This is a genomic window from Bacillus sp. USDA818B3_A (assembly GCF_009928415.1).
GTDB lineage: Bacteria > Bacillota > Bacilli > Bacillales > Cytobacillaceae > Neobacillus.
In genome coordinates, this window is record NZ_JAABNN010000005.1 from 129756 (window position 1) to 148638 (window position 18883).

The 18883-nt window shown below is 37.8% G+C and carries 18 protein-coding genes and 1 pseudogene; 8 read left to right on the plus strand and 11 right to left on the minus strand.

The genetic code is table 11. The features are described from left to right. Nucleotides 1-70: 70 nt before the first annotated feature. Complete coding sequence (locus tag GXK58_RS11885) at nt 71-1636, minus strand: acyl-CoA synthetase (RefSeq protein ID WP_160723034.1); 1566 nt, start codon at nt 1634-1636, stop codon at nt 71-73. Nucleotides 1637-1978: 342 nt separating this feature from the next. Between GXK58_RS11885 and GXK58_RS11890 the strand changes: the two genes are divergently transcribed. Both GXK58_RS11890 and GXK58_RS11895 read left to right on the plus strand, forming a co-directional pair. Then, a complete protein-coding gene (locus tag GXK58_RS11890; RefSeq protein ID WP_160723036.1) occupies nt 1979-3601 on the plus strand; it encodes a PTS sugar transporter in 1623 nt (540 codons plus the stop codon). Nucleotides 3602-3717: 116 nt separating this feature from the next. Then, entirely contained in the window at nt 3718-4434 is a 717-nt protein-coding gene (locus GXK58_RS11895) for a 3-ketoacyl-ACP reductase (protein ID WP_160723038.1), read from the plus strand. A gap of 385 nt (nt 4435-4819) precedes the next feature. On the opposite strand, the gene GXK58_RS11900 is transcribed toward GXK58_RS11895, so the two are convergent. Together GXK58_RS11900 and GXK58_RS11905 are read right to left on the minus strand one after the other, a co-directional pair. After that, a complete protein-coding gene (locus GXK58_RS11900) occupies nt 4820-5113 on the minus strand; it encodes a Dabb family protein (protein ID WP_160723040.1) in 294 nt (97 codons plus the stop codon). Beyond that, nucleotides 5110-6375 carry a flavin-dependent oxidoreductase gene (locus GXK58_RS11905; RefSeq protein WP_160723042.1) on the minus strand — a complete coding sequence of 422 codons (1266 nt, stop codon included), beginning with the start codon at nt 6373-6375 and terminating at the stop codon, nt 5110-5112. The genes GXK58_RS11900 and GXK58_RS11905 overlap by 4 nt, the downstream gene beginning before the upstream one ends. Before the next feature lie 211 nt (nt 6376-6586). Between GXK58_RS11905 and GXK58_RS11910 the strand changes: the two genes are divergently transcribed. Further along, a complete protein-coding gene (locus tag GXK58_RS11910) occupies nt 6587-7072 on the plus strand; it encodes a DUF2798 domain-containing protein (RefSeq protein ID WP_160723043.1) in 486 nt (161 codons plus the stop codon). Between the two features lie 69 nt (nt 7073-7141). Here GXK58_RS11910 and GXK58_RS11915 read toward each other — a convergent pair whose 3' ends face one another. Next, nucleotides 7142-8536: an MATE family efflux transporter gene (locus GXK58_RS11915; protein ID WP_160723045.1), complete on the minus strand. Its 1395-nt coding sequence runs from the start codon at nt 8534-8536 to the stop codon at nt 7142-7144. Between the two features lie 307 nt (nt 8537-8843). On the opposite strand from GXK58_RS11915, the gene GXK58_RS11920 reads away from it, so the two are divergent. Continuing rightward, entirely contained in the window at nt 8844-9314 is a 471-nt protein-coding gene (locus GXK58_RS11920; protein WP_160723047.1) for a divergent PAP2 family protein, read from the plus strand. A gap of 67 nt (nt 9315-9381) precedes the next feature. Here GXK58_RS11920 and GXK58_RS11925 read toward each other — a convergent pair whose 3' ends face one another. Beyond that, the gene (locus GXK58_RS11925; RefSeq protein ID WP_160723049.1) at nt 9382-10377 is read right to left on the minus strand and encodes a hypothetical protein; all 996 of its coding nucleotides are present in this window, start codon (nt 10375-10377) and stop codon (nt 9382-9384) included. A 419-nt stretch (nt 10378-10796) separates the two neighbouring features. On the opposite strand from GXK58_RS11925, the gene GXK58_RS11930 reads away from it, so the two are divergent. The 3 genes from GXK58_RS11930 to GXK58_RS11945 all read left to right on the plus strand — a co-directional run bounded on the left by GXK58_RS11930 (nt 10797) and on the right by GXK58_RS11945 (nt 12385). Then, entirely contained in the window at nt 10797-11108 is a 312-nt protein-coding gene (locus GXK58_RS11930; RefSeq protein WP_160723051.1) for a hypothetical protein, read from the plus strand. 44 nt (nt 11109-11152) lie between these two features. Further along, entirely contained in the window at nt 11153-11374 is a 222-nt protein-coding gene (locus GXK58_RS11935) for a hypothetical protein (RefSeq protein ID WP_160723053.1), read from the plus strand. Nucleotides 11375-11959: 585 nt separating this feature from the next. Beyond that, nucleotides 11960-12385 carry a YfmQ family protein gene (locus GXK58_RS11945; RefSeq protein WP_160723057.1) on the plus strand — a complete coding sequence of 142 codons (426 nt, stop codon included), beginning with the start codon at nt 11960-11962 and terminating at the stop codon, nt 12383-12385. Between the two features lie 46 nt (nt 12386-12431). On the opposite strand, the pseudogene GXK58_RS11950 reads toward GXK58_RS11945, so the two are convergent. Further along, a pseudogene (locus GXK58_RS11950) lies at nt 12432-12668 on the minus strand (shikimate kinase); the annotation flags it as partial. Between the two features lie 230 nt (nt 12669-12898). On the opposite strand from GXK58_RS11950, the gene hemG reads away from it, so the two are divergent. Further along, on the plus strand, nt 12899-14281 hold the full coding sequence (gene hemG / locus GXK58_RS11955) for a protoporphyrinogen oxidase (RefSeq protein WP_160723342.1): 1383 nt from the start codon (nt 12899-12901) through the stop codon (nt 14279-14281). Between the two features lie 354 nt (nt 14282-14635). On the opposite strand, the gene GXK58_RS11960 is transcribed toward hemG, so the two are convergent. The 5 genes from GXK58_RS11960 to pdxR all read right to left on the minus strand — a co-directional run bounded on the left by GXK58_RS11960 (nt 14636) and on the right by pdxR (nt 18706). After that, nucleotides 14636-15160 (minus strand): NAD(P)H-dependent oxidoreductase, encoded by a 525-nt coding sequence (locus GXK58_RS11960; RefSeq protein ID WP_160723061.1) that lies wholly within the window; start codon nt 15158-15160, stop codon nt 14636-14638. 89 nt (nt 15161-15249) lie between these two features. Continuing rightward, nucleotides 15250-15786 (minus strand): NAD(P)H-dependent oxidoreductase, encoded by a 537-nt coding sequence (locus GXK58_RS11965; protein ID WP_160723063.1) that lies wholly within the window; start codon nt 15784-15786, stop codon nt 15250-15252. Between the two features lie 92 nt (nt 15787-15878). Beyond that, nucleotides 15879-16526: an SDR family NAD(P)-dependent oxidoreductase gene (locus GXK58_RS11970; RefSeq protein WP_160723065.1), complete on the minus strand. Its 648-nt coding sequence runs from the start codon at nt 16524-16526 to the stop codon at nt 15879-15881. A gap of 49 nt (nt 16527-16575) precedes the next feature. After that, nucleotides 16576-17010, minus strand: coding sequence for a MarR family winged helix-turn-helix transcriptional regulator (locus tag GXK58_RS11975; protein WP_160723067.1), 435 nt, complete (start codon nt 17008-17010; stop codon nt 16576-16578). Between the two features lie 259 nt (nt 17011-17269). Next, nucleotides 17270-18706 carry a MocR-like pyridoxine biosynthesis transcription factor PdxR gene (pdxR, locus tag GXK58_RS11980; protein ID WP_160723069.1) on the minus strand — a complete coding sequence of 479 codons (1437 nt, stop codon included), beginning with the start codon at nt 18704-18706 and terminating at the stop codon, nt 17270-17272. Nucleotides 18707-18883: the final 177 nt, after the last annotated feature.

Genomic DNA, 18883 nt, shown 5'->3' on the forward strand with positions numbered 1-18883 from the left:
TTGAAAAATTTTTATTAAGAAAAATGCTATGACTCACAGAGCCATAGCATGTTAACACCACTTTATCTTCTTACTTTCCTTGAGATCTTAATGCCACGCGGCGGATTTTTCCAGAGTCCGTCTTAGGCAGTGCTTCCATATATTCAATTACACGTGGATATTTATAAGGAGCTGTTGAGTTTTTAACAAAGCTCTGCAATTCTTTTGTTAATTCAGAGGTCCCTTCGATCCCTTCTTTTAGAACGATACATGCTTTGACAACATTTCCTCTAACAGGATCCGGTGACGCCACCACAGCGCACTCTTTCACGGCCTTATGTTTCATCAGTGCATCCTCGACTTCAAAAGGTCCAATCGTATAGCCGGAACTAATAATGACATCATCTTTTCTTCCTTGGAACCAGTAATAATTGTCCTCATCACGGCAAGCGCGGTCCCCAGTTAAGAAATATTCTCCCAGGTAAGAAGCGGCCGTTGATTCAGAGTTTTTATAATATTGCTGGAATAATGCCGGGAAATCCTTTTTAACCGCAATCGTCCCAACCTCATTTATAGGAGCAGGACGGCCTTCATCGTCGACAACCGCTAAGTATTCAGGCATTAACGGCTGGCCCATCGAACCTAATTTATTAACATCTGTATTTAAATTGGCAATCAATAACGTACTTTCGGTTTGGCCGTAACCATCACGAATTAAGATATTAAATTCATTTTTGAAGACATCAATAACTTCACGGTTTAAAGCCTCCCCCGCAGAAACAGCGGTGTGCAGTGGAGTTAAATCAAAAGTGGATATATCATCCAATTTTGCCATCATCCGATATTCAGTTGGTGTACAGCATAACACATTGACCTTGTTATCCTGAAGAAGCTGTAAATATTTATGCGGCTGGAATCGGCCGTTATAGACAAATCCAGTAGCCCCGGAGCCGAGGATCGATAAGAAAGGACTCCAGACCCATTTTTGCCAGCCTGGCGCAGCAGTTGCCCAAACAAGATCGTCTTCACTAATATTCAGCCATTTAGAAGCAGCGATTCGCAAATGAGCATAACCCCACCCGTGACTATGAACCACACCTTTTGGCTGCCCAGTTGTTCCGGATGTATAGGCTAAAAAGGCAAAATCATCTTTTAATGTATCGACATCAACAAAAGTCTCTGATTCTTCTTCCATTAATGTTTCCATTGAAAGCCAATTTGGCACTTCTTCCCCAAAAGCGATTTTATGTTGAAGGTATGGTGTTTCGTCAGTAATATTTTCAAATTCTTTAATTAAGTTGTAATAAGATATAACTGCTTTTGCTTCGGAATGATTTAAACGGTAAACCAAATCCTTTGCCCGCAGCAGCTCCGATGACGGGCTAATGACGATTCCCGCTTTTAAACACGCTAGATAAATCACATAGGACTCAATTAAACGAGTGGTCATCACGACAACGCGGTCGCCCTTCTCCAGTCCTAACTTAGTAAACCCATTGGCCAGTTTATTTGCCTGTTTATTTAGTACGTCATATGTAATTGTCTTAGTTTCGCCATTCTCATTTTCCCATTTCAAAGCAATTTTATCGGATGCATGCTTTGAGATTTCACTGGCTAAATTAAAATGTTCTGGTGCAATCAATGATTTAAAATCCACTGTTGTCAATCTCCAATCTAATAATTTAAAAACACATGTATGTATAGAAACTGTGCTCTTATTGAAATTTCTAAGAATTAGTACCTAGTAATAGTACAAGCCTTTAAAAATTATATACTTACAATAATACCACTTTGAAATGGAATGTAAATTATTTAACTTCGAAATACACCTATTCGTAGGATTTATTATCTAGTCAATTGTTATTCCTTATTGATATCCAGTTTTATGGTTGTTTTGAAAAATTTAAATATTTATTTTAATACTTTAATAAATTAAAGTTTTACTGTATTATTGTACTAAAATCATTATAGATGGATAGTAAAGGGGAAGGTGAATAAGATGAAGGAGTTAGAAAAAAAGAAAATTGCGATTATCGCCAGCAGTGGAGGCAATTTGTTTTACCTAGGGGGAAAAGATCCAGTAAAACTATTAGATGAGCTGCTCTTACAAATTGAAGCTGCTGGGATGGTGTGTACAGCTCTACAATTTATTGCAGCAAAAGCTAGCATGGATAACATCAAGAATGATACACAGGCTGAGTTATATACTTGGGATGAACAAACAAAGAGCCCTGTTGTAACAGCCGCAGGGACGATTGCAGAAGTCAACAAAGCGGCTTCACTTCTGGATAAGGAGATAGCTGATAAAATTAATCTTGGAGAAGTGGATGCACTAATTTTAATGAGTGCCGATCCAAACGGTGCCAATTTACATACGGTAGAAGCAGCTGCTAAGAAAAAATTGCCAGCGACCGGTACGGGTGGAACCTCAATGGCAACGATTGCTTCCAAAGGGGTTAACGTCATCTCTACTTCTGGAACCACAGGTACAACGAATCGAACGAGAGCCGTTACGTTCATCACTTCCTTAAGCAAGCATTTTGGACTTTCCTACCGTCCTATCATCGGTAAGGCAGTTTCTAATGATCAATTAGAGCAATCAGCATCTTCCGTCTTTAAACGCATAAACCTGCGCGGAATGATGTTGTCCTCCCTTCCTGGTTTTATTGCGATGGCCTTGGTTTTAGCGATTAGCAAGATACCAGGATTGTCAGGACTTAGTGAAGTGTTTGATTTAATGATTAACGCTCTCCCAGTGATTTTAGCAGTTGTTGCCGCTAAACAAGTCGCAGAACTGGATGAGGTTTCGATTGTCGCGGGTATTGTTGCAGGGGTATTAGCGGTTAAAGGCGGAATCATCGGAGGAATTATTGCAGGTATTTTGGCCGGGCTTTTGGTTCAATACATATTTAGAAAATGTGTAGAATGGAGGTTTCCTGCTACAACCGTAAATATTGCGGCAGGAGGAATTTCTGGATTGATTTCTGGTTTAGCCGTTTATTTTCTGATTGCTCCGGTTGCTTTATGGCTGGGTGGCGAAATTCGTGCTTTAATCGATTTCCTAGTTTCTACGAATGGTGTATTAGCCGGATTAATTGCAGGACTGTTAATTTGGCCAGCCATTATCGGCGGGATTTATCATGCAGCGATTTTACCAATCGTCCTTTTGGAAATGGAGAAGACGGGTAACAGCTTTTTAGGGGCTGTGGATATGGTTGGATTGGTGATGGTATCAGCTGGGATAACCCTGGCCAATATTGTTTCACCAAGGGACAAAGGCGAGGCAGCCGTAGCCGCCCCTGGTTTTGCAATCAACATGGGATTTGGTACTTTTGTTGAAGCGGCCTATCCATTTATGTTCTCCAACAAAATGATCTTTGCCGGAGCCATCATTTCATCAGGTTTAGGCGGTTTGCTTGTCGGCTTCTTTGATGTCCGTGGTACGGCTTACGTTCCATCGTTTATGGCCCCGCTTTTGTCCAATAATACAACGGGTTTTATTATTGCGATGGCTGGAAGCTTAGTTTGTTCATTTGTTATTACTTTCTTTGTGAATAAGGTTTCTAGGAAACAAGTTAAAAATAAGACCGCTAAAAAGACGTCCAATGAATTAGCAGGTTAATAAAAAACAGAACCTCGGGTTTTAAACTTGAGGTTCTTTTCTATTTTAGAGTATATTGGTTCTTGTATTTGCTCAATTTATAGTTGTTCTAAATTTTAAGGTAAGGATTGATTATTATGATTTCATTAAAAGGTAAGAATGCGATTGTTACTGGGGCCGGACGAGGAATTGGCCGTGCTGTGGCCATTGCTTTAGCGAAGGAAGGCGTTAATCTCGGTCTAATCGGATTGAACATGTCTAATCTTGAAAAAGTAACGTCTGAACTCGAACCGTATGATGTACAAATTTCAGCTGCCACCGCTGATGTATCGGATCTAGAATCCGTCACACATGCCTTTGAACATATTCAATCAGATTTAGGAAACATTGATATCTTGGTTAACAATGCCGGTGTTGCCAAATTTGGAGGGTTCCTCGATTTAGCTCCGGAGGAATGGGAGAATATTATTCGGGTCAATTTGATGGGTGTTTATAATGTAACTAGAGTGGTTTTACCTGGGATGATTGAGAAGAAAGCGGGAGATATCGTGAATATCTCTTCTACTGCAGGGCAAAAAGGGGCGCCGGTAACCAGTGCATACAGTGCTTCAAAGTTTGCGGTTTTGGGTCTGACAGAATCACTTGCTCTTGAGGTAAGGAAGCATAATATTCGTGTCACTGCGTTAACACCTAGTACGGTTGCTACCGATTTAGCGATTGAAACGAATCTTATTTCTGGTAATCCAGAGAATGTGATGCAGCCGGAAGATTTGGCTGATTTATTAGTTGCGGGTTTAAAACTTCATCCGCGGGTTTTCCTTAAGTCGGCTGGATTATGGTCGACGAATCCTTAAGGGATTTTTCATAATCAGGATGAAGGACTTTTTCTTGTTAGGCCGGCAGGGTTTGTGCTTCATAACTCGGATGAAGGACTTTTTCCTGTTTGGCCACCGGGTGTTTGTCCTTCATCATACGGATGAAGGATTATTTCCTGTTTTGGCAATCAAGTTTTGTCCTTCATCACACGGATGAAGGACACTTTCCCTGTTAGACAACCAAGGGCTGTCCTTCATAACTCGAATGAAGGACTTTTTCAAGTTAGGTCACCGTGAGGGTGTCCTTCATAACTCGGATGAAGGATTTTCTCTCTTGTTAAAAACTAGATTTTGTCCTTCACAACCGTTATGAAAAATTCTGTAAAGCAACAGTAAAAAACTATAGGCTATTACAAAAAAGCAACTATATCTCAAAATCTACAATAATACTATCTTCCAAGCCAATCTCCTGTAAGTAACTAAAAACCTCTTGGTGCGACGGATGCGGACCATAGTTTTCCAAAGACGTCCGATCTTCAAAGCGTACAGTCAATCCCATCTCAAACCCTTGACTCCTGTCTGAAAAATTATTCCCCTGCCGAATATCCATAATGCCGGGAATCTCATTTCTCAGCAATAATGTCTTGCGAATCAATTCCTGCTTCTGTTCTTCCGTCGTCTTTGAGGAAAATTTTAATAAGACAATATGCTCAATCATGATTTTACTCCCATCTTACTATTCAGCTTCTCCCTGTCAAACCCAGCAATCTGCTTATATTTATTAGCAATCTCCTCTAGTTCTTGATAGGAAACTACATCATCTAAATTAGTAAATCCATTAGGCGCACGTTCTTCGACTATTTGCATGACTTGTTCAGGACCATTTTTACGATTAGTCCTAACAATGTTCGCTGTAGCCTCTAATCTAACATCTTCATATACCTTCAAGGCGCGTTCGGCATCATAATGTTCTAAAATAGCCTCGCCTAATGCATCTGCATCCAGGATCGCTTGTGAAGCGCCATTGGACCCAATCGGATACATAGGATGTGCTGCGTCTCCTAATAAGGTTACACGCCCGAACGTCCATTGCGGCAGCGGATCACGGTCAACCATGGGGAATTCATAAACAGCGTCAGTGTCCTCGATTAGTTTTGGCACGTTCAGCCAGCCAAAATCCCAAGAAGCAAACGCAGGAGCAAATACTTCTTTGTCGATTTTTTTGTTCCAGTCTGCACGAGATGGCATTTCGTCTTCGACAGACAATTCTGCAATCCAGTTAACGAGCGAGCTCCCCTTCGCCGCAGTTTCTGGACAAACCGGGTAGGCCACGAATTTTTGATCCTGATATCCTGCCATTATCATCGATCTTCCAGTAAGGAAAGCTGACGATTCAGTGATACCGCGCCATAAAATACGGCCGCTAAATTTAGGCAGCCCTTCATCCGGATAATAAAATTTTCTAACAACAGAATGGATACCATCCGCTCCTATCAAAATATCAGCATGATACGATCCAAGACTTTCTCCCGTTTTTCTGTTTTCAAACTGGGCCACCACTAGGTCTCCAAAGGTTTGGAAAGATTTCAGATGATGACCGGTATGAACTGAATCCTCGCCAATTTCTTTTTTGACCGCTTCTAATAACAGCATTTGAAGCTTTCCACGGTGAATGGAATATTGCGGCCAATGATACCCTGCTTCTATTCCACGCGCCTCCCGCCAGATATTTTTGCCAAATTTGTTGACATAGATTAGTTCCGCTGTTGGTATGCCTATCTTTTCCAGTTCCTCTGCCAAACCAAGCTCAGTTAACACCCTGACTGCATGTGGTAAAAGATTAATCCCTACCCCCAAAGCTTTAATTGTTTCGACACTTTCAAAGACACGCACTGACACGCCAACGCGGTGAAGTTTTAGGGCAGTAACAAGCCCTCCGATACCACCGCCAACAATTAGGGCCGTTTTGATATTTGTCATTAGAATCTCTCCTTGTTCGACATAACTCCTGATAATTCTTAATTATTACATAAATCAAAAATATATCAATATTTTATCATAAACCTTTTCGAAAATGATTCAGATTCATATATTTAGCCAAACCAAATATAATTCACAAAATGTTCACTTATGTCAAAGTTAACACTATAGCTATAATACAAAAGACTAATTTGGAAGGAATGATCTAGAAGTGCCAACAACGAAGAAAGAAAGTATTATTTTTGGAACAATGATGTGTTTTGGGATGGTTGTAGTCATGACGGTTTATAATTTATATATAAACGGATTGTTCGGTAAGCTAGCCTTGGGTGAAATAATAATCGAAGGGATTATCGGATTTATCATTGCCTTACTGCTGGATTTATTTATTGTCGGTCCTGCAGCCAAGAAAGTGGCTTTCCTTCTTCCCTTCGACAAATCTAAGAAGGTCAATGTGATTCTATCGATTTCATTTTGTATGATCGTAGGAATGGTTTTATTTATGTCTTTGTACGGATTCACAACTGCTGTCCTTACAAACGGATTTCCATCAGAATCAATCCTATTAAGCTACTTAACGATTGTCTGGAAAAACTTTATCTTTGCTTTTCCTCTACAACTCTTGATTATGGGACCAGTCGTCCGGTTTTTATTTATGAGTCTTGTTAAAGGAAAGAAATCCATGATTGCTGCATAATTTTATCACACTAAAAAGCTGCCATTCACTGGCAGCTTTTTAGTGTAATAGTATAGTAGTTTTAATTCCTCAAACAAGCTTATGGGCATACCACTTCTTCCCTTTAAATCTCCAGCTAAAGATAAGTGTCCTCATGCCCCATTCAATATTCATGGCCGTCCAAACCCCGATAATTCCAAAACCAAAGGTAATCCCTAGAAGATACCCAAGTACGACCCGAAGCAGCCACATGGATAACAACGAAGCAATGGATGTAAAGTTCGAATCACCTGCTGCCCTTAACGCAGATGGCATGATAAAGCTTACTGGCCACAAGAGCGGGTGACCTATCGCAGATATTAAAATAAGCGTAAAGATGGTCGGGATAATCTCATCTGGAGCATTGAACATTTTAATCAATAGCGGAAACAATGGGATTAATACCATATCAGCGATTAAAAACAAGACGCTGCCAAGACCAATTAATGAAAGGATAAACTTCCTGGCATCCTGAATGTTCCTTCTCCCCATACACTGCCCTACAACCGTTATAATGGCGATACTTAACGAGTTAGGCCCCATTTGAAATAGTAAGGCAATGGAGTTCGCAATGGCATAGGATGTCATGGCAAGTGTTCCTAACTGTACAATGAACGTTTGCGTCAACAGTTTCCCGCCATTGAAAAATAATTGTTCTGCTGCAAACGGAAGGCCAATGAACATGACTTTCTTTAAGATAGCCATATCGATGTGCAAAGCATTTCTAAAAGTAAACCGGATCGTTTCATTGTATTTAACGATATAAATTAATGAAGCTGCTACACCCAGTAATCTTGCAATAATAGTTGAAATGACCAGCCCTTCGATTCCCATTTTAAAAACAGTGATGAGTAAAATATTGAGGACTGTATTCGTTACATTCATTAATAATGATAGATTAAGGCAGGGTTTGGTCTCTCCGACTCCTCTAAGGGCTCCCGTTACCGCCTGGAAAATAGCGATAAGTGGATAAGACAGACAGCTGCCAATCAAATAAATGCGCGCATTTTGGAAGACGTTTGGATCCGCTTTACCAAATAAAAGGCTTAAGGTAGGTGTATGAAAAGTAATCACCAGTAAACTTAACAATAAGGAAAATAAGGTAACAGCCATGATCGCTTGTGTGGCTGTTTTAGAAACCATCTCTGGATTTCCGCTCCCTTTGTATTGAGCGACCATTACCGTTCCACCTGTAGCCACTGCAATAAAGACGTTGACTAGAAAGATGTTCAATGAATCTACCATACTAACGGCACTAACAGCATCAACCCCAGCAGAGCTGATCATTGCAGTGTTTAATAGACTCATAAAAATCAAAAAAGCCTGGTCTACAAAAATAGGTGTGATAATGGCAAACAGCTTTTTGTAGTCAATCGATTCGCCAGTAAAATACTTATCTAACAAATAAACAGTCCGAGGTTTTAATTTCACTGCAATTTTATTCATTCGCTACACTTCTTTTCAATTTGTTTGCCATTCACAATATATGTAAATGAACCATGGATTATTATAGCACTATTTTGGGTAGAAATAAGTGATTATTTATGAGAAATAGAATCATTGTACAAAGTAAAAAATAGTAAATAATAAAATAGAACACATGAAGTAAATATTTAAATAAACATTCCCAAGTAATTGCAAAAATAAACCATTTTTATTGTAAATAGTCTATATTATTTAAAGGAAGGGTAAATAAAAATATGAGTTCAATGTGAATGAGTGATAATGTTTTATTAACTGGCGGAGGTGAAGTATGTTTTTATCGTATCCCATTTTGGCTGCACTTTTGGGCATGCTGATTGCCCAATTTGTAAAAATACCAATTCATTTTATCTCGACAAGAGAATTAAAATGGAATTTGATGTTTAGCACTGGCGGAATGCCTAGTTCGCATACATCCACCATTATTTCCTTAACCACAGCCATTGGGTTGGTATCTGGATTCCAATCCAATGAATTTGCCATTTGTGTGGTCGTTTCGGCTATTGTCATGCATGATGCGACAGGTGTACGCAGGCACGCTGGATATCATGCCGAAATTTTAAACACATTATTAGTCGATTTTAATACCCTGATTGAAACGTTAAAGGATCCAAATTTAAAAAAACCCGAATCTCGAAAAAAATTAAAAGAATTATTAGGCCACCAGCCAATCGAAGTATTCGGTGGAGCGATTACAGGTATTATTGTTGGCGTGGCTACATATTATTTTTATCCGTTTTAACTTTTTAAACATAAATAAATCCACCCTATCATACATACAAGGGTGGATTTATTTTTTAACATTAAACCTATGCAAATCGATAGTAAATCAATAAGAAGGTCGCTAATACAAAAATGAAATTCAAGAAAACAAAGATAAATTGATCCAGTTTTGTTTTATGCATTTTAATTGGCGGGTTGTAGAATGATACACCTTCAATTATGAAAATTAATAACACGATGTGAATCATGAAATGTCCAATCACTTCTGTCATACCAAAAAGCATCGTAGTAGAGATGAAGATACCTGTTACAACAAAGCCTAGAACTCGATTTAAAATACCAACAACTAATAAATAACCCACAACAAATTCAATAAACGCACACATTACTACAAATAAATCTGGAGCAAAGCCAAATGTTGGTACATGGTGGTTGGCTACGATATCCAAGGCCATATCCGGATAAACCCATTTTTCAACGGCTACCCAGCTTAGTGATAATCCAGTTCCAAGGTATAAAAACGGGAACCCTGCTTTTTCAAGCTTGGTATTGCCGACCAATAAAACACCGATAATTGCCACATAAAAGCCGTAATCCAGCATATAGAAAACACCATGATGGATGGTAACATAAATGAATAATCCTAAAAGTATGGATGCACCAATTTTTGTAGAAATATGGTGTGGAATTAATAAGAATCCAATGGTAACCCAAGTTAATACTACAGCTAAAGTATTTTCGATATGGAACTCAGGAGCAAACAATGTTCCATTGATCATTTGAATGATTAATGCGGCGGCAGTTCCGTATTTTAGTAGGTAACGAGAATACTTTCTTAAGCTTGAGAGGCGGTCCTCCCACTTTTTCACTGGTGCCCATTCCGTCATTTTAGGAATGATAAGTGTTAATGAACCTAAAACAATGGCAGCTAATAGAGCAAAGAATATAAATATCGGTGATAAAATATGTTCAATAGACTCCTTATGCGGCTCCACATTTGTGAACCACTTCACATGAGCCTCAGTAAGAAAAGGTGTCATAATAAGTCCGAGCATGATGATGAGTTGAAATATCTTTTTCATTGGTAAATCCCCCTTGATAACATTAACAATATGAATATAGTGTTAATATACATGATAGATTAGTCCTATGACCGCTTTAATTTTGAACATTATGTGAAAAAAATCACATGTATTGTAGGAAGATTGATTTAATTTACGTATTAGTGCTGTTTATTTTGCGGACAAATATCACCATCTCATTTAAGCGTCGACTGCTTTCAATAGACTTTATTTGACAAAATGCTAGTTTCTTCTCTAGAATTTTATGTACCCACAATTTAGATAAGAAACACACTTTTTGGGGTAATATACATTTAGAAATTCATCTACATAAATTTTTATTTGATGTTTTAAAGTTTCATAGGTACAAAAGACTAAGGATAAAAGATGGATTTACTTTCCTCTTTTATTTCTTAAAATACAAAGAAGGAGGTAAGTATATGATTAAAAGAATAATAATTCTTGTGGCGCTTTGTTCAATTTTATTAGTATTACTTAAATTTCAGTCATCCACTCCTGTAAATAATACAAGCGTGAAAAGCGAAAGTTCCTCCAAGTACACTACCGTTACATACAAGATTACTAATATTAAGGGTGATCAATACTACGGTGAAAAAGAAAATGGGAACGAAATTATTTTTTCTGCTGAAAAAATCACATCAGGTGATTCAATAAAAGTTAATGATCAGGTCATTTGCTATTTTGATAAAAATAATCTAGGTAACGGCATAGTCAAAGTTGAAAAGAAATAAGCTCGCTATGCCCACTTCAAATGATATGAGAAAGGAGAATTCGTTTGAAAGAATTTACCATCTGCTATACGTTTGACGATTGTTTTATTACTGAAAAAATGATAAAAACCTTAGATGTAAAAAAAGAAGAAGTGGAAAAAGAGATTTTTGAAAAGATGGATCGTAATCAATACTTTATCGTGAAAAATGATCAAGGAATATTTACTATCAATTCTAGTTTAGTTCGTTATGTACGTATATTGAACGAGAGGATATTGGTCTCCTAATCCTCTCCGGTATGAAAAAGAGGTTCCTCCATACTTTTAAGAAACTAAGGTGACATTTGTTATTATTACCCCGTAACCCCACATAACCCGAAGCTAATTCAGCTAAATAATCCATAATAAAATTAGCTTCGACAATTGTCCATAATGTTCCCCTTCTTAATTTGCGATGATCCCCAAACAAGCTCATCCCTTTTTAAGTTTTCTAACATCCTGTATCATCTGCTGACTATTCTCTTTTAAATTGGATGGTCAATTTTTAGATAAATTGGATGGTTAATTATTAATCTTCATACGTTATGATTAATGTAAAAGTTCTATATTTATATTATAATAGTCGAGGTGAATCATGAATATCATGTTCGGTTTAGTTACGCTGGTTATAATCTTTGCCATCGTTTCTACACTATTTTTAACCGGGAAATCGGATGAAAACTACAGTAGCTCCACCAAGAGAAACACCACAAATCTAACTTTAATTTACGTGGTGATTATTTTCCTCGCTCTCATTTCACTTGGCATCTATATTTGGCTAACTTAGTGAAACCAGCAAATAATATAATAAGTATTAGATGGAGATGATGATTTATGGTATGGACAATTATTTCGATTGTTCTTCTTAGCATTCTTAAACTCTTAATCACTTGTCTTCCGACTGGACCGGTGGAATGGCTGATCAAGAAATTTGAAACTCATTCAAAACTTAGTGTTGACAAAATTACCTTAACGAGGGACGGAAAACCGTTGGAAGGGGAAGACAAAGTAAAATTAGTTAATAGTTTTAACGAGGCCATTTTCTTAAAGAAACACTATATATATCCTGGAACAGAGGAATCATTTTTACATCCGGAGAATAGTGAAACTCCTTTAGTCATTGATACTAAGACGGGCAAAAAAGATGTTAGGTTATTTTTATACAGATATAATGACCGTGTGGATGTCGTAAAACAGTACAAGAAAAAATTGGTCGCCTATAGCCTCATGTCTGACAACCTTCAGAAATTTACTATTTAGAGTGACAATTTGTATAAAAAACTAAGGCTCAGCGCAGTACTGAGCCTTATAATTGAAATGTGTCTTTAATGATTTCCGCGACTTGTTCTGCACTTATTTTAGTATTATTTATTTTTATATACTCCTTCTTTTTGATTTCCCCTTCTAATGAATTTAATCTATGTTTCTTCATCGTCTTTTTTAATTCATTTTCAGAACATTCAACTTTTCTTTTGGTAGGCTTATGTTCAAGTCTATGAGGACTTTTATTTCGTTTAAGCCTTTCCCCCAGGTTGCGGACCAAATATCAATACTAGCTTCATGTTAATCTCCTTTATCTATATTCATTTTGAATATAATTCTCTTTAAATATTAAATATCCTTTTTAACGCCCCCATGACAATATGGAGCTCAATTAGCGAAGTATCTCTAAATACACTATAATGATGAAGAGGAAAACAGGGAAAGTGTCTAGTCCCTCCCATTATGGTACACTTGAGGGGCAAAGTTGATATGACATTAGAGGTGGCAAGATTGAAAACAGTTGTAATAATTGGCGGCGGGATTACGGGATTATCCGCCATATATGAATTGCAAAAATGGAAAAAATCACATAAATCAGATGTTCGGCTGGTGCTCGCAGAAGCGTCAGAGCATCTTGGCGGGAAAATCCGAACCATTAAACAGGACGGATTTGTGATGGAAGCGGGTGCGGATTCCATCGTGGCCCGTAAAATGGAAACTATGACAACAATCGAAGAACTTGGTTTAGAAAATGAAGTGGTCTTCAATGCGACAGGCCGTTCCTACATATATTCAGATGGAGAATTAAAGTTAATTCCTGAGGATGCCGTTTTCGGTATTCCTGCAAGTATTGAATCTTTGGCGAAAAGCACGCTCGTTTCTGCAGAAGGAAAGGTCGCGGCACTGAAGGACTTTTATACAAAAAATGAAACTTTCACAAAGAACGATTCCATCGGTTCTTTTCTTGAGCATTTTCTAGGGACAGAACTGGTCGAAAAACAAATTGCCCCTGTCCTTTCAGGCGTCTATTCCGGAAAATTAACTGATTTAACACTTGCCTCTACCCTTCCTTATTTGATCGATTATAAGGAACAATACGGAAGTATTATTAAAGGGCTCGAGGCCAATAAACAAAGATTTAAAGGCGGAGAAAGAAAGTTTATTTCGTTTAAAAATGGTCTGGGATCAATTATTGACGCGTTTGAGGAAAAGCTGGATGATACAGAAATCTTAACCAAAACAAAGGCGGTTAAAATTGAAAAAAGCAAGAGCGGGTATCAAGTGTTTCTAGACAATCAGGAAATCATCGAAGCGGATTACGTCGTACTTAGTATTCCGAATACAGCTGCCGAAAAGCTAATCGATGATTTAGAACTTATAAATGAATTCTCCAAATTCAAAAACAGTTCACTTATCAGTGTGTATATGGGATTTGACGTGCCTGACAGTCTGCTCCCTTCAGATGGAACAGGTTTTATTGCTGCAAATACGGATGAATTGTCCTGCAATGCCTGTACTTGGACAAGCCGGAAGTGGGAGCATACGTCAGGTTCCGGAAACCTGCTTGTCAGACTGTTTTATAAAAACAGCCATCCTGCCTACGCTTCGTTAGAAAAAATGGAGAAAGAGGAACTGCTTGAGATGGCGTTAGAGGATATTTACAAAAGTCTCGGGATCACTGCCAAACCAGTTGCCAGCGAAGTGACGAAATGGGCCGATCAAATGCCAAATTATTTGATTTCCCATCCAAAAGGTGTAGAATCGCTTGAAAGCAAACTGGCAGCCGATTACCCTGGAATCATCCTTGCCGGTTGTTCCTATTATGGAGTTGGTATTCCAGACTGTATCCAAAACGGTATCGATACAGCAAGGAAGATCATCCTAACTTTTTAAAAAGTAGTTGTGTTAAAAGAGAAATCTAAAAAACAATTGAAAAAAGACCAAACGTGTGTGACGTTGGTCTTTTTTCAATCATTTTTTCATCTCACGTTCAAGTCTTGCAATTTTCTGTTGAATTTTTATTAAAATACCTTTATTTGCCCCTGTTACAAGCGTATTTTGTCATATTTTTTTCCTCCAATATTATATTGATTAATACAATTAAGAATATACAACCTAAACCTAAGTTGAGGTCAAGGTGTTTTTTTAGCGTCATCATGTCATTGCTATGGGTCGGGAAGGAAGTACATATCTTAAAAAACTTGGTGCCCTTAAAAGAGGATTCTAGGCTTGATTAAGACCCCTTTTCTAATAGTTATTTTTCAAATGATGTACCAGTTCTTCTGCACTTTCGAGGACTTGTTCGTTCGTTAATAGGCGTACTCCCTGCTTCGTAAAAGTAGGCAAGAACCTCATTCCGGTTAAGTTAGCGGTTGCCTGGAATGGTTTGGTTAATTCGCTCAAGCTGAAGTAATTATATCCTCCAGCTTGATAGGCTGATTCTGGTCCGCCAGTTGAAATAGCTAACACAAGCTCCTTGCCGCGCAATTTCGTTCCTTCTGATCCATATGCCCAACCGTAAGTAAGAACCAAATCCTGCCATTGTTTTAATAAAGCTGGTGAACTGTACCAGTAGAATGGGAATTGCAAAACGATACGATCATGCTCCATTAGGAGCTGCTGTTCTGTTTCCACATCAATCTCAAATGTTGGGTAATGTGCATATAGATTATGGACAGTAACATTTTCTTCTTGTTGAAGACGGTTCATCCAGGTTCTATTTACCTTCGATTGTTCCAAGTTTGGATGGGTAACAATAACTAATGTTTTCATTTTGATCACCTTTCAATTGTTTGTATATGTAAACAAAAATCATGAAAAGGTATTTCAGTGGAAGAAATACCTTTATTTAAATATTTTAATTAAGCTTCTATTAAAGATGGCTGAAGAACGTGATTTACATAGGCTTTTGCATTTTCTTCAAGTTGTTCATCTGTGACATGCATAACACCATTGAGCACAAATAACGGCATAAAACGAGTACCTATGAGGTTGCTTGTTTGCTGCAAAGGAGTTGTTAAAGTCTCCATAGTAAAATGATTGTAGCCAGTAGGCTGATAAGAATTTTCCGGCCCAAAGGTTGAAATCGCAAGACCTAGTTCTTTACCGTGAAGCTTGTTTCCGCCTTCTCCATAAGCCCAGCCGTAAGAGAGCACTTCATCCTGCCATTGTTTTAACAAAGTAGGCGTGCTGTACCAGTAGAATGGAAATTGAAGAATAATACGGTCATGTGATTCTAATAGGTTTTGCTCGTGTGCTACGTTTATTTTCCCGTCCGGATACGTTTGATAAAGAGTATGAATCGTAATTTCTTCGTGTTTTTTCAATTCCTGCATCCAAGTGCGGTTAATTCGAGATTGTTCCAAATTTGGGTGGGTAATAATTACAAGAGTTTTCATTTTTAAGTCTCCTTTTTTTCTAGTTTTGAATACACTTATTTTTCATCCGAGAACTTTTACATTTGTATATACAAATGTAGTTTTAAAAAATTTTATTTTTCTTCAAATATAATTTCTGTTTCCGTTTGATTTTCGAACATGCTATAAAATGCATTCGCAATATTTTCAGCTGAGAAGTAGGTTCCTTCTTGTACAAACCCTTTTATGGTTAAGGTTCCAACATAAATTCCTTTAGGGCTCAATTCTTGTTGTAAGCTGTATGCTAAATTGCGAATTCCTGCTTTTCCAATCGCTAAGGAAGAATAGTCAGCATAGGGGTGAAGAGCTAATCCTCCGCCCGTTAATAAAATTGTTCCATTTTCCATATGAGGAATCACTTCTTTTACACTAGTAAGAGCTCCAGCTACACTGATTTTAAAATCTTCTACTAATTGGTCAACGCTTAATGCTGTTGGTTTGCCTGGTCTTCCTGAAGCAGCATTATATAAAAGTACATCAATTTTTCCATAAGTTTTAATTACTGTCTTAATGGCTGTTTTTAAAGATTCTTCTGAAGAGGCATCCCCTGGAAATCCTTTTGCTTCGATCCCATCATGTTTAAGTTCATATTCATATTTTTGTAGTGACTCCATACTCCGGGAAATCAGAGCAACTTTAAAGCCTTCTTTTCCGAATCTCCTTGCTGTATTTAAGCTAATCCCTGGTCCAGCACCGACAATTAGCAAAATCTTTTCCAACATAACAACAGCCTCCAACTTATTTGTATATGCAAATGAAAGGGTAAAAAAATTATTGATCTTTTTCTAGCTTATTGCTTGCTTCGTGAAGCATTTTACTTAAATCTTTACTGAATTCGCTTCCTAAGACACTGGAATAGCTAGTAAACAATTCTTTTAAAGAAACCCGAAATTGATGGTACATTTTTTCTCCTTCTTCAGTTAAAGAGATAAACGTTTGTTTTCCATCCATTTTTCTGGTGACCAGTTTTAATTTTTCAAGTTTATCAATAAACCTCGTACTTGTCGAAGGCGCTATGGATAACTTGTGGCATAGTTCCTTTTGTGTGATTTCCGGATGGAATTTCACAATCATAATCATGTAAAGATATGAAGGAGCTAAGTCACCAAAATCAAATGTTTTTTCGGCTAATTTTGTAATGTTACGAGCAAACCGGCTGGCTGTAAAGTAAAGACAATGAATTAATACCTGTTCTTCTTCATTCATTTAATCAGATCCTTTTAATCATTTGCATATACAAATTAACACGAAATTATGTTAAGGTCAACTATATCATTTTTCTTGTTTCCATCAGAAACAGTGTATATTATATGTTCTAAAAACCTACTAATAATACGAAAATGCCTATATACTAACAAATAAAAGGAGTCCAATTCATATGCGAATTGAACTCTGAAATATATTGCTAATTTACTTTCCTACTTTAAAACCAAACCAGTTACTGTATTCAGCTATCCTTTTTCTTTTAGGTTAATACGGTATGAAGGGCATCTGCAAATCTTTTAATTCCTTCATGAATATTTTCTTCCTTTTCCCTTGAAAAGGTAAAACGGACAAATCCTTTTCCGGAGCCCATCGTCGAACCCGGAACAAAAATAACTCCTCGTTTAATCGATTCTTCAAGCAACTGGATTTCATTAACTTCCTTTTTTATCCGGGACCATAGATGAATACCGCCATTTGGAATCGTATATTCAACGAGTCCATGTAAATTTGACTCAAGGCTATCAACGATTTGATTTCTTCTGCTTTCTAACTGTTTCACGAGATGCTTGATATGGGATTCAAACTCCGTCGAGTCTAAAAAGTCATTTGCAATCCATTGACTGTAACTTGCATGTCCAAAATCTACTTGCTGTTTGGCATCAGACAGCCTCTCAATCACCGCCCTTGGTCCGATAATCCAGCCGATTCTTAGTCCTGAAGCAACTATCTTGGTCAACGAACTAATATAAAGCACATTTCCATGCTGGTCAAATGATTTAAGCGTCCGCATTTTTTCCCCTGTAAATGATGTTAAGCTGTATGGATCATCTTCCACAACTGGGATCCCGTATTCAGAGGATATTTCCAGCACCTTTTTCCGTCTTTCTTCATCCATTAAAGTTCCAGTCGGATTGTGAAAAATGGGATTCAAAAAAATCATTTTGATTCGATGTTTTTTATATAATTCGGTGATATCGTTTGGGTTGATCCCTTCCTTATCTACCTTTAAGGGATACGTTTTGATGCCAGCTGATTTAAAAACAGGCAAATTATAATGATAGGAAGGGGCTTCGATGGCAACGGCATCCCCCGGCTTTAAAAGGCATTGAACAACGAGATGCAAGGCCTGCTGCGCCCCTGATGTAACTAGGATTGAAGAAGGGTCCGTTTCAATCCCGCGGAATTGTTTGACATGATTCGTTAGGGTCTCACGAAGGATGACGCTGCCTTGGGGATGATCATAACCTAAGGACCCGATAAAGGATCGATTGGCGGTAATCTCTCGCAGTGAGTTCATCGGAAAAAGATCCTGAGATAATTCCCCGCTGGCTAAATTAATGAGTTTCTGCTCTGCCATTTCCTTGTGAATCCTTTGAGTGACAGGCAAATTAGGCAAAAATGAACCTGCCTCAATATACCGGTTCCAGCTTGGAATCCGTTTCTTAGTCATTCCCCAAATATCTTTGCTGACGGTCGTCCCGCTTCCCCTATTTCGATTAATGAGTCCGTTGGATTCGAGTTCATCATAGGCAGCAATGACTGTGCTTCTATTAACCCCAAGCTCTTTAGCTAAACCTCTTTCAGAAGGCAGCGGCTTATCCGGCGGAAATGTACCATCAGCAATTCCGTTCTCAATATACTCGGCAAGTTGTCTATAAATTGGTGTTTTTGAGTTTCGATCAGGTTTCCAATCCATTTGTGATATCCTTTGATTTTTTTAATTTCATATTATCATTTATAGCCTATTGTTTAAACAGAAATAATCCCCTGTTAACCAAATAGGAGTTTTAAATCTTAATGAATTATTAATGCTTTGTTAAGGAGAACCTAAATGTTTATTTGTATGATTAGATTGCCCAATTCAGTTTGAACA

Excerpts from the sequence above, each read along its gene's own strand:
- GXK58_RS11970 (WP_160723065.1), bottom strand. The coding sequence starts at position 16,526 with ATGTTGGAAAAGATTTTGCTAATTGTCGGTGCTGGACCAGGGATTAGC.
- GXK58_RS11890 (WP_160723036.1), top strand. The coding sequence starts at position 1,979 with ATGAAGGAGTTAGAAAAAAAGAAAATTGCGATTATCGCCAGCAGTGGA.
- GXK58_RS11900 (WP_160723040.1), bottom strand. The coding sequence starts at position 5,113 with ATGATTGAGCATATTGTCTTATTAAAATTTTCCTCAAAGACGACGGAA.
- GXK58_RS11925 (WP_160723049.1), bottom strand. The coding sequence starts at position 10,377 with ATGAAAAAGATATTTCAACTCATCATCATGCTCGGACTTATTATGACA.
- GXK58_RS11905 (WP_160723042.1), bottom strand. The coding sequence starts at position 6,375 with ATGACAAATATCAAAACGGCCCTAATTGTTGGCGGTGGTATCGGAGGG.
- GXK58_RS11930 (WP_160723051.1), top strand. The coding sequence starts at position 10,797 with ATGATTAAAAGAATAATAATTCTTGTGGCGCTTTGTTCAATTTTATTA.
- GXK58_RS11915 (WP_160723045.1), bottom strand. The coding sequence starts at position 8,536 with ATGAATAAAATTGCAGTGAAATTAAAACCTCGGACTGTTTATTTGTTA.
- GXK58_RS11960 (WP_160723061.1), bottom strand. The coding sequence starts at position 15,160 with ATGAAAACATTAGTTATTGTTACCCATCCAAACTTGGAACAATCGAAG.
- GXK58_RS11975 (WP_160723067.1), bottom strand. The coding sequence starts at position 17,010 with ATGAATGAAGAAGAACAGGTATTAATTCATTGTCTTTACTTTACAGCC.
- GXK58_RS11895 (WP_160723038.1), top strand. The coding sequence starts at position 3,718 with ATGATTTCATTAAAAGGTAAGAATGCGATTGTTACTGGGGCCGGACGA.
- GXK58_RS11920 (WP_160723047.1), top strand. The coding sequence starts at position 8,844 with ATGTTTTTATCGTATCCCATTTTGGCTGCACTTTTGGGCATGCTGATT.
- GXK58_RS11965 (WP_160723063.1), bottom strand. The coding sequence starts at position 15,786 with ATGAAAACTCTTGTAATTATTACCCACCCAAATTTGGAACAATCTCGA.
- pdxR (WP_160723069.1), bottom strand. The coding sequence starts at position 18,706 with ATGGATTGGAAACCTGATCGAAACTCAAAAACACCAATTTATAGACAA.
- GXK58_RS11945 (WP_160723057.1), top strand. The coding sequence starts at position 11,960 with ATGGTATGGACAATTATTTCGATTGTTCTTCTTAGCATTCTTAAACTC.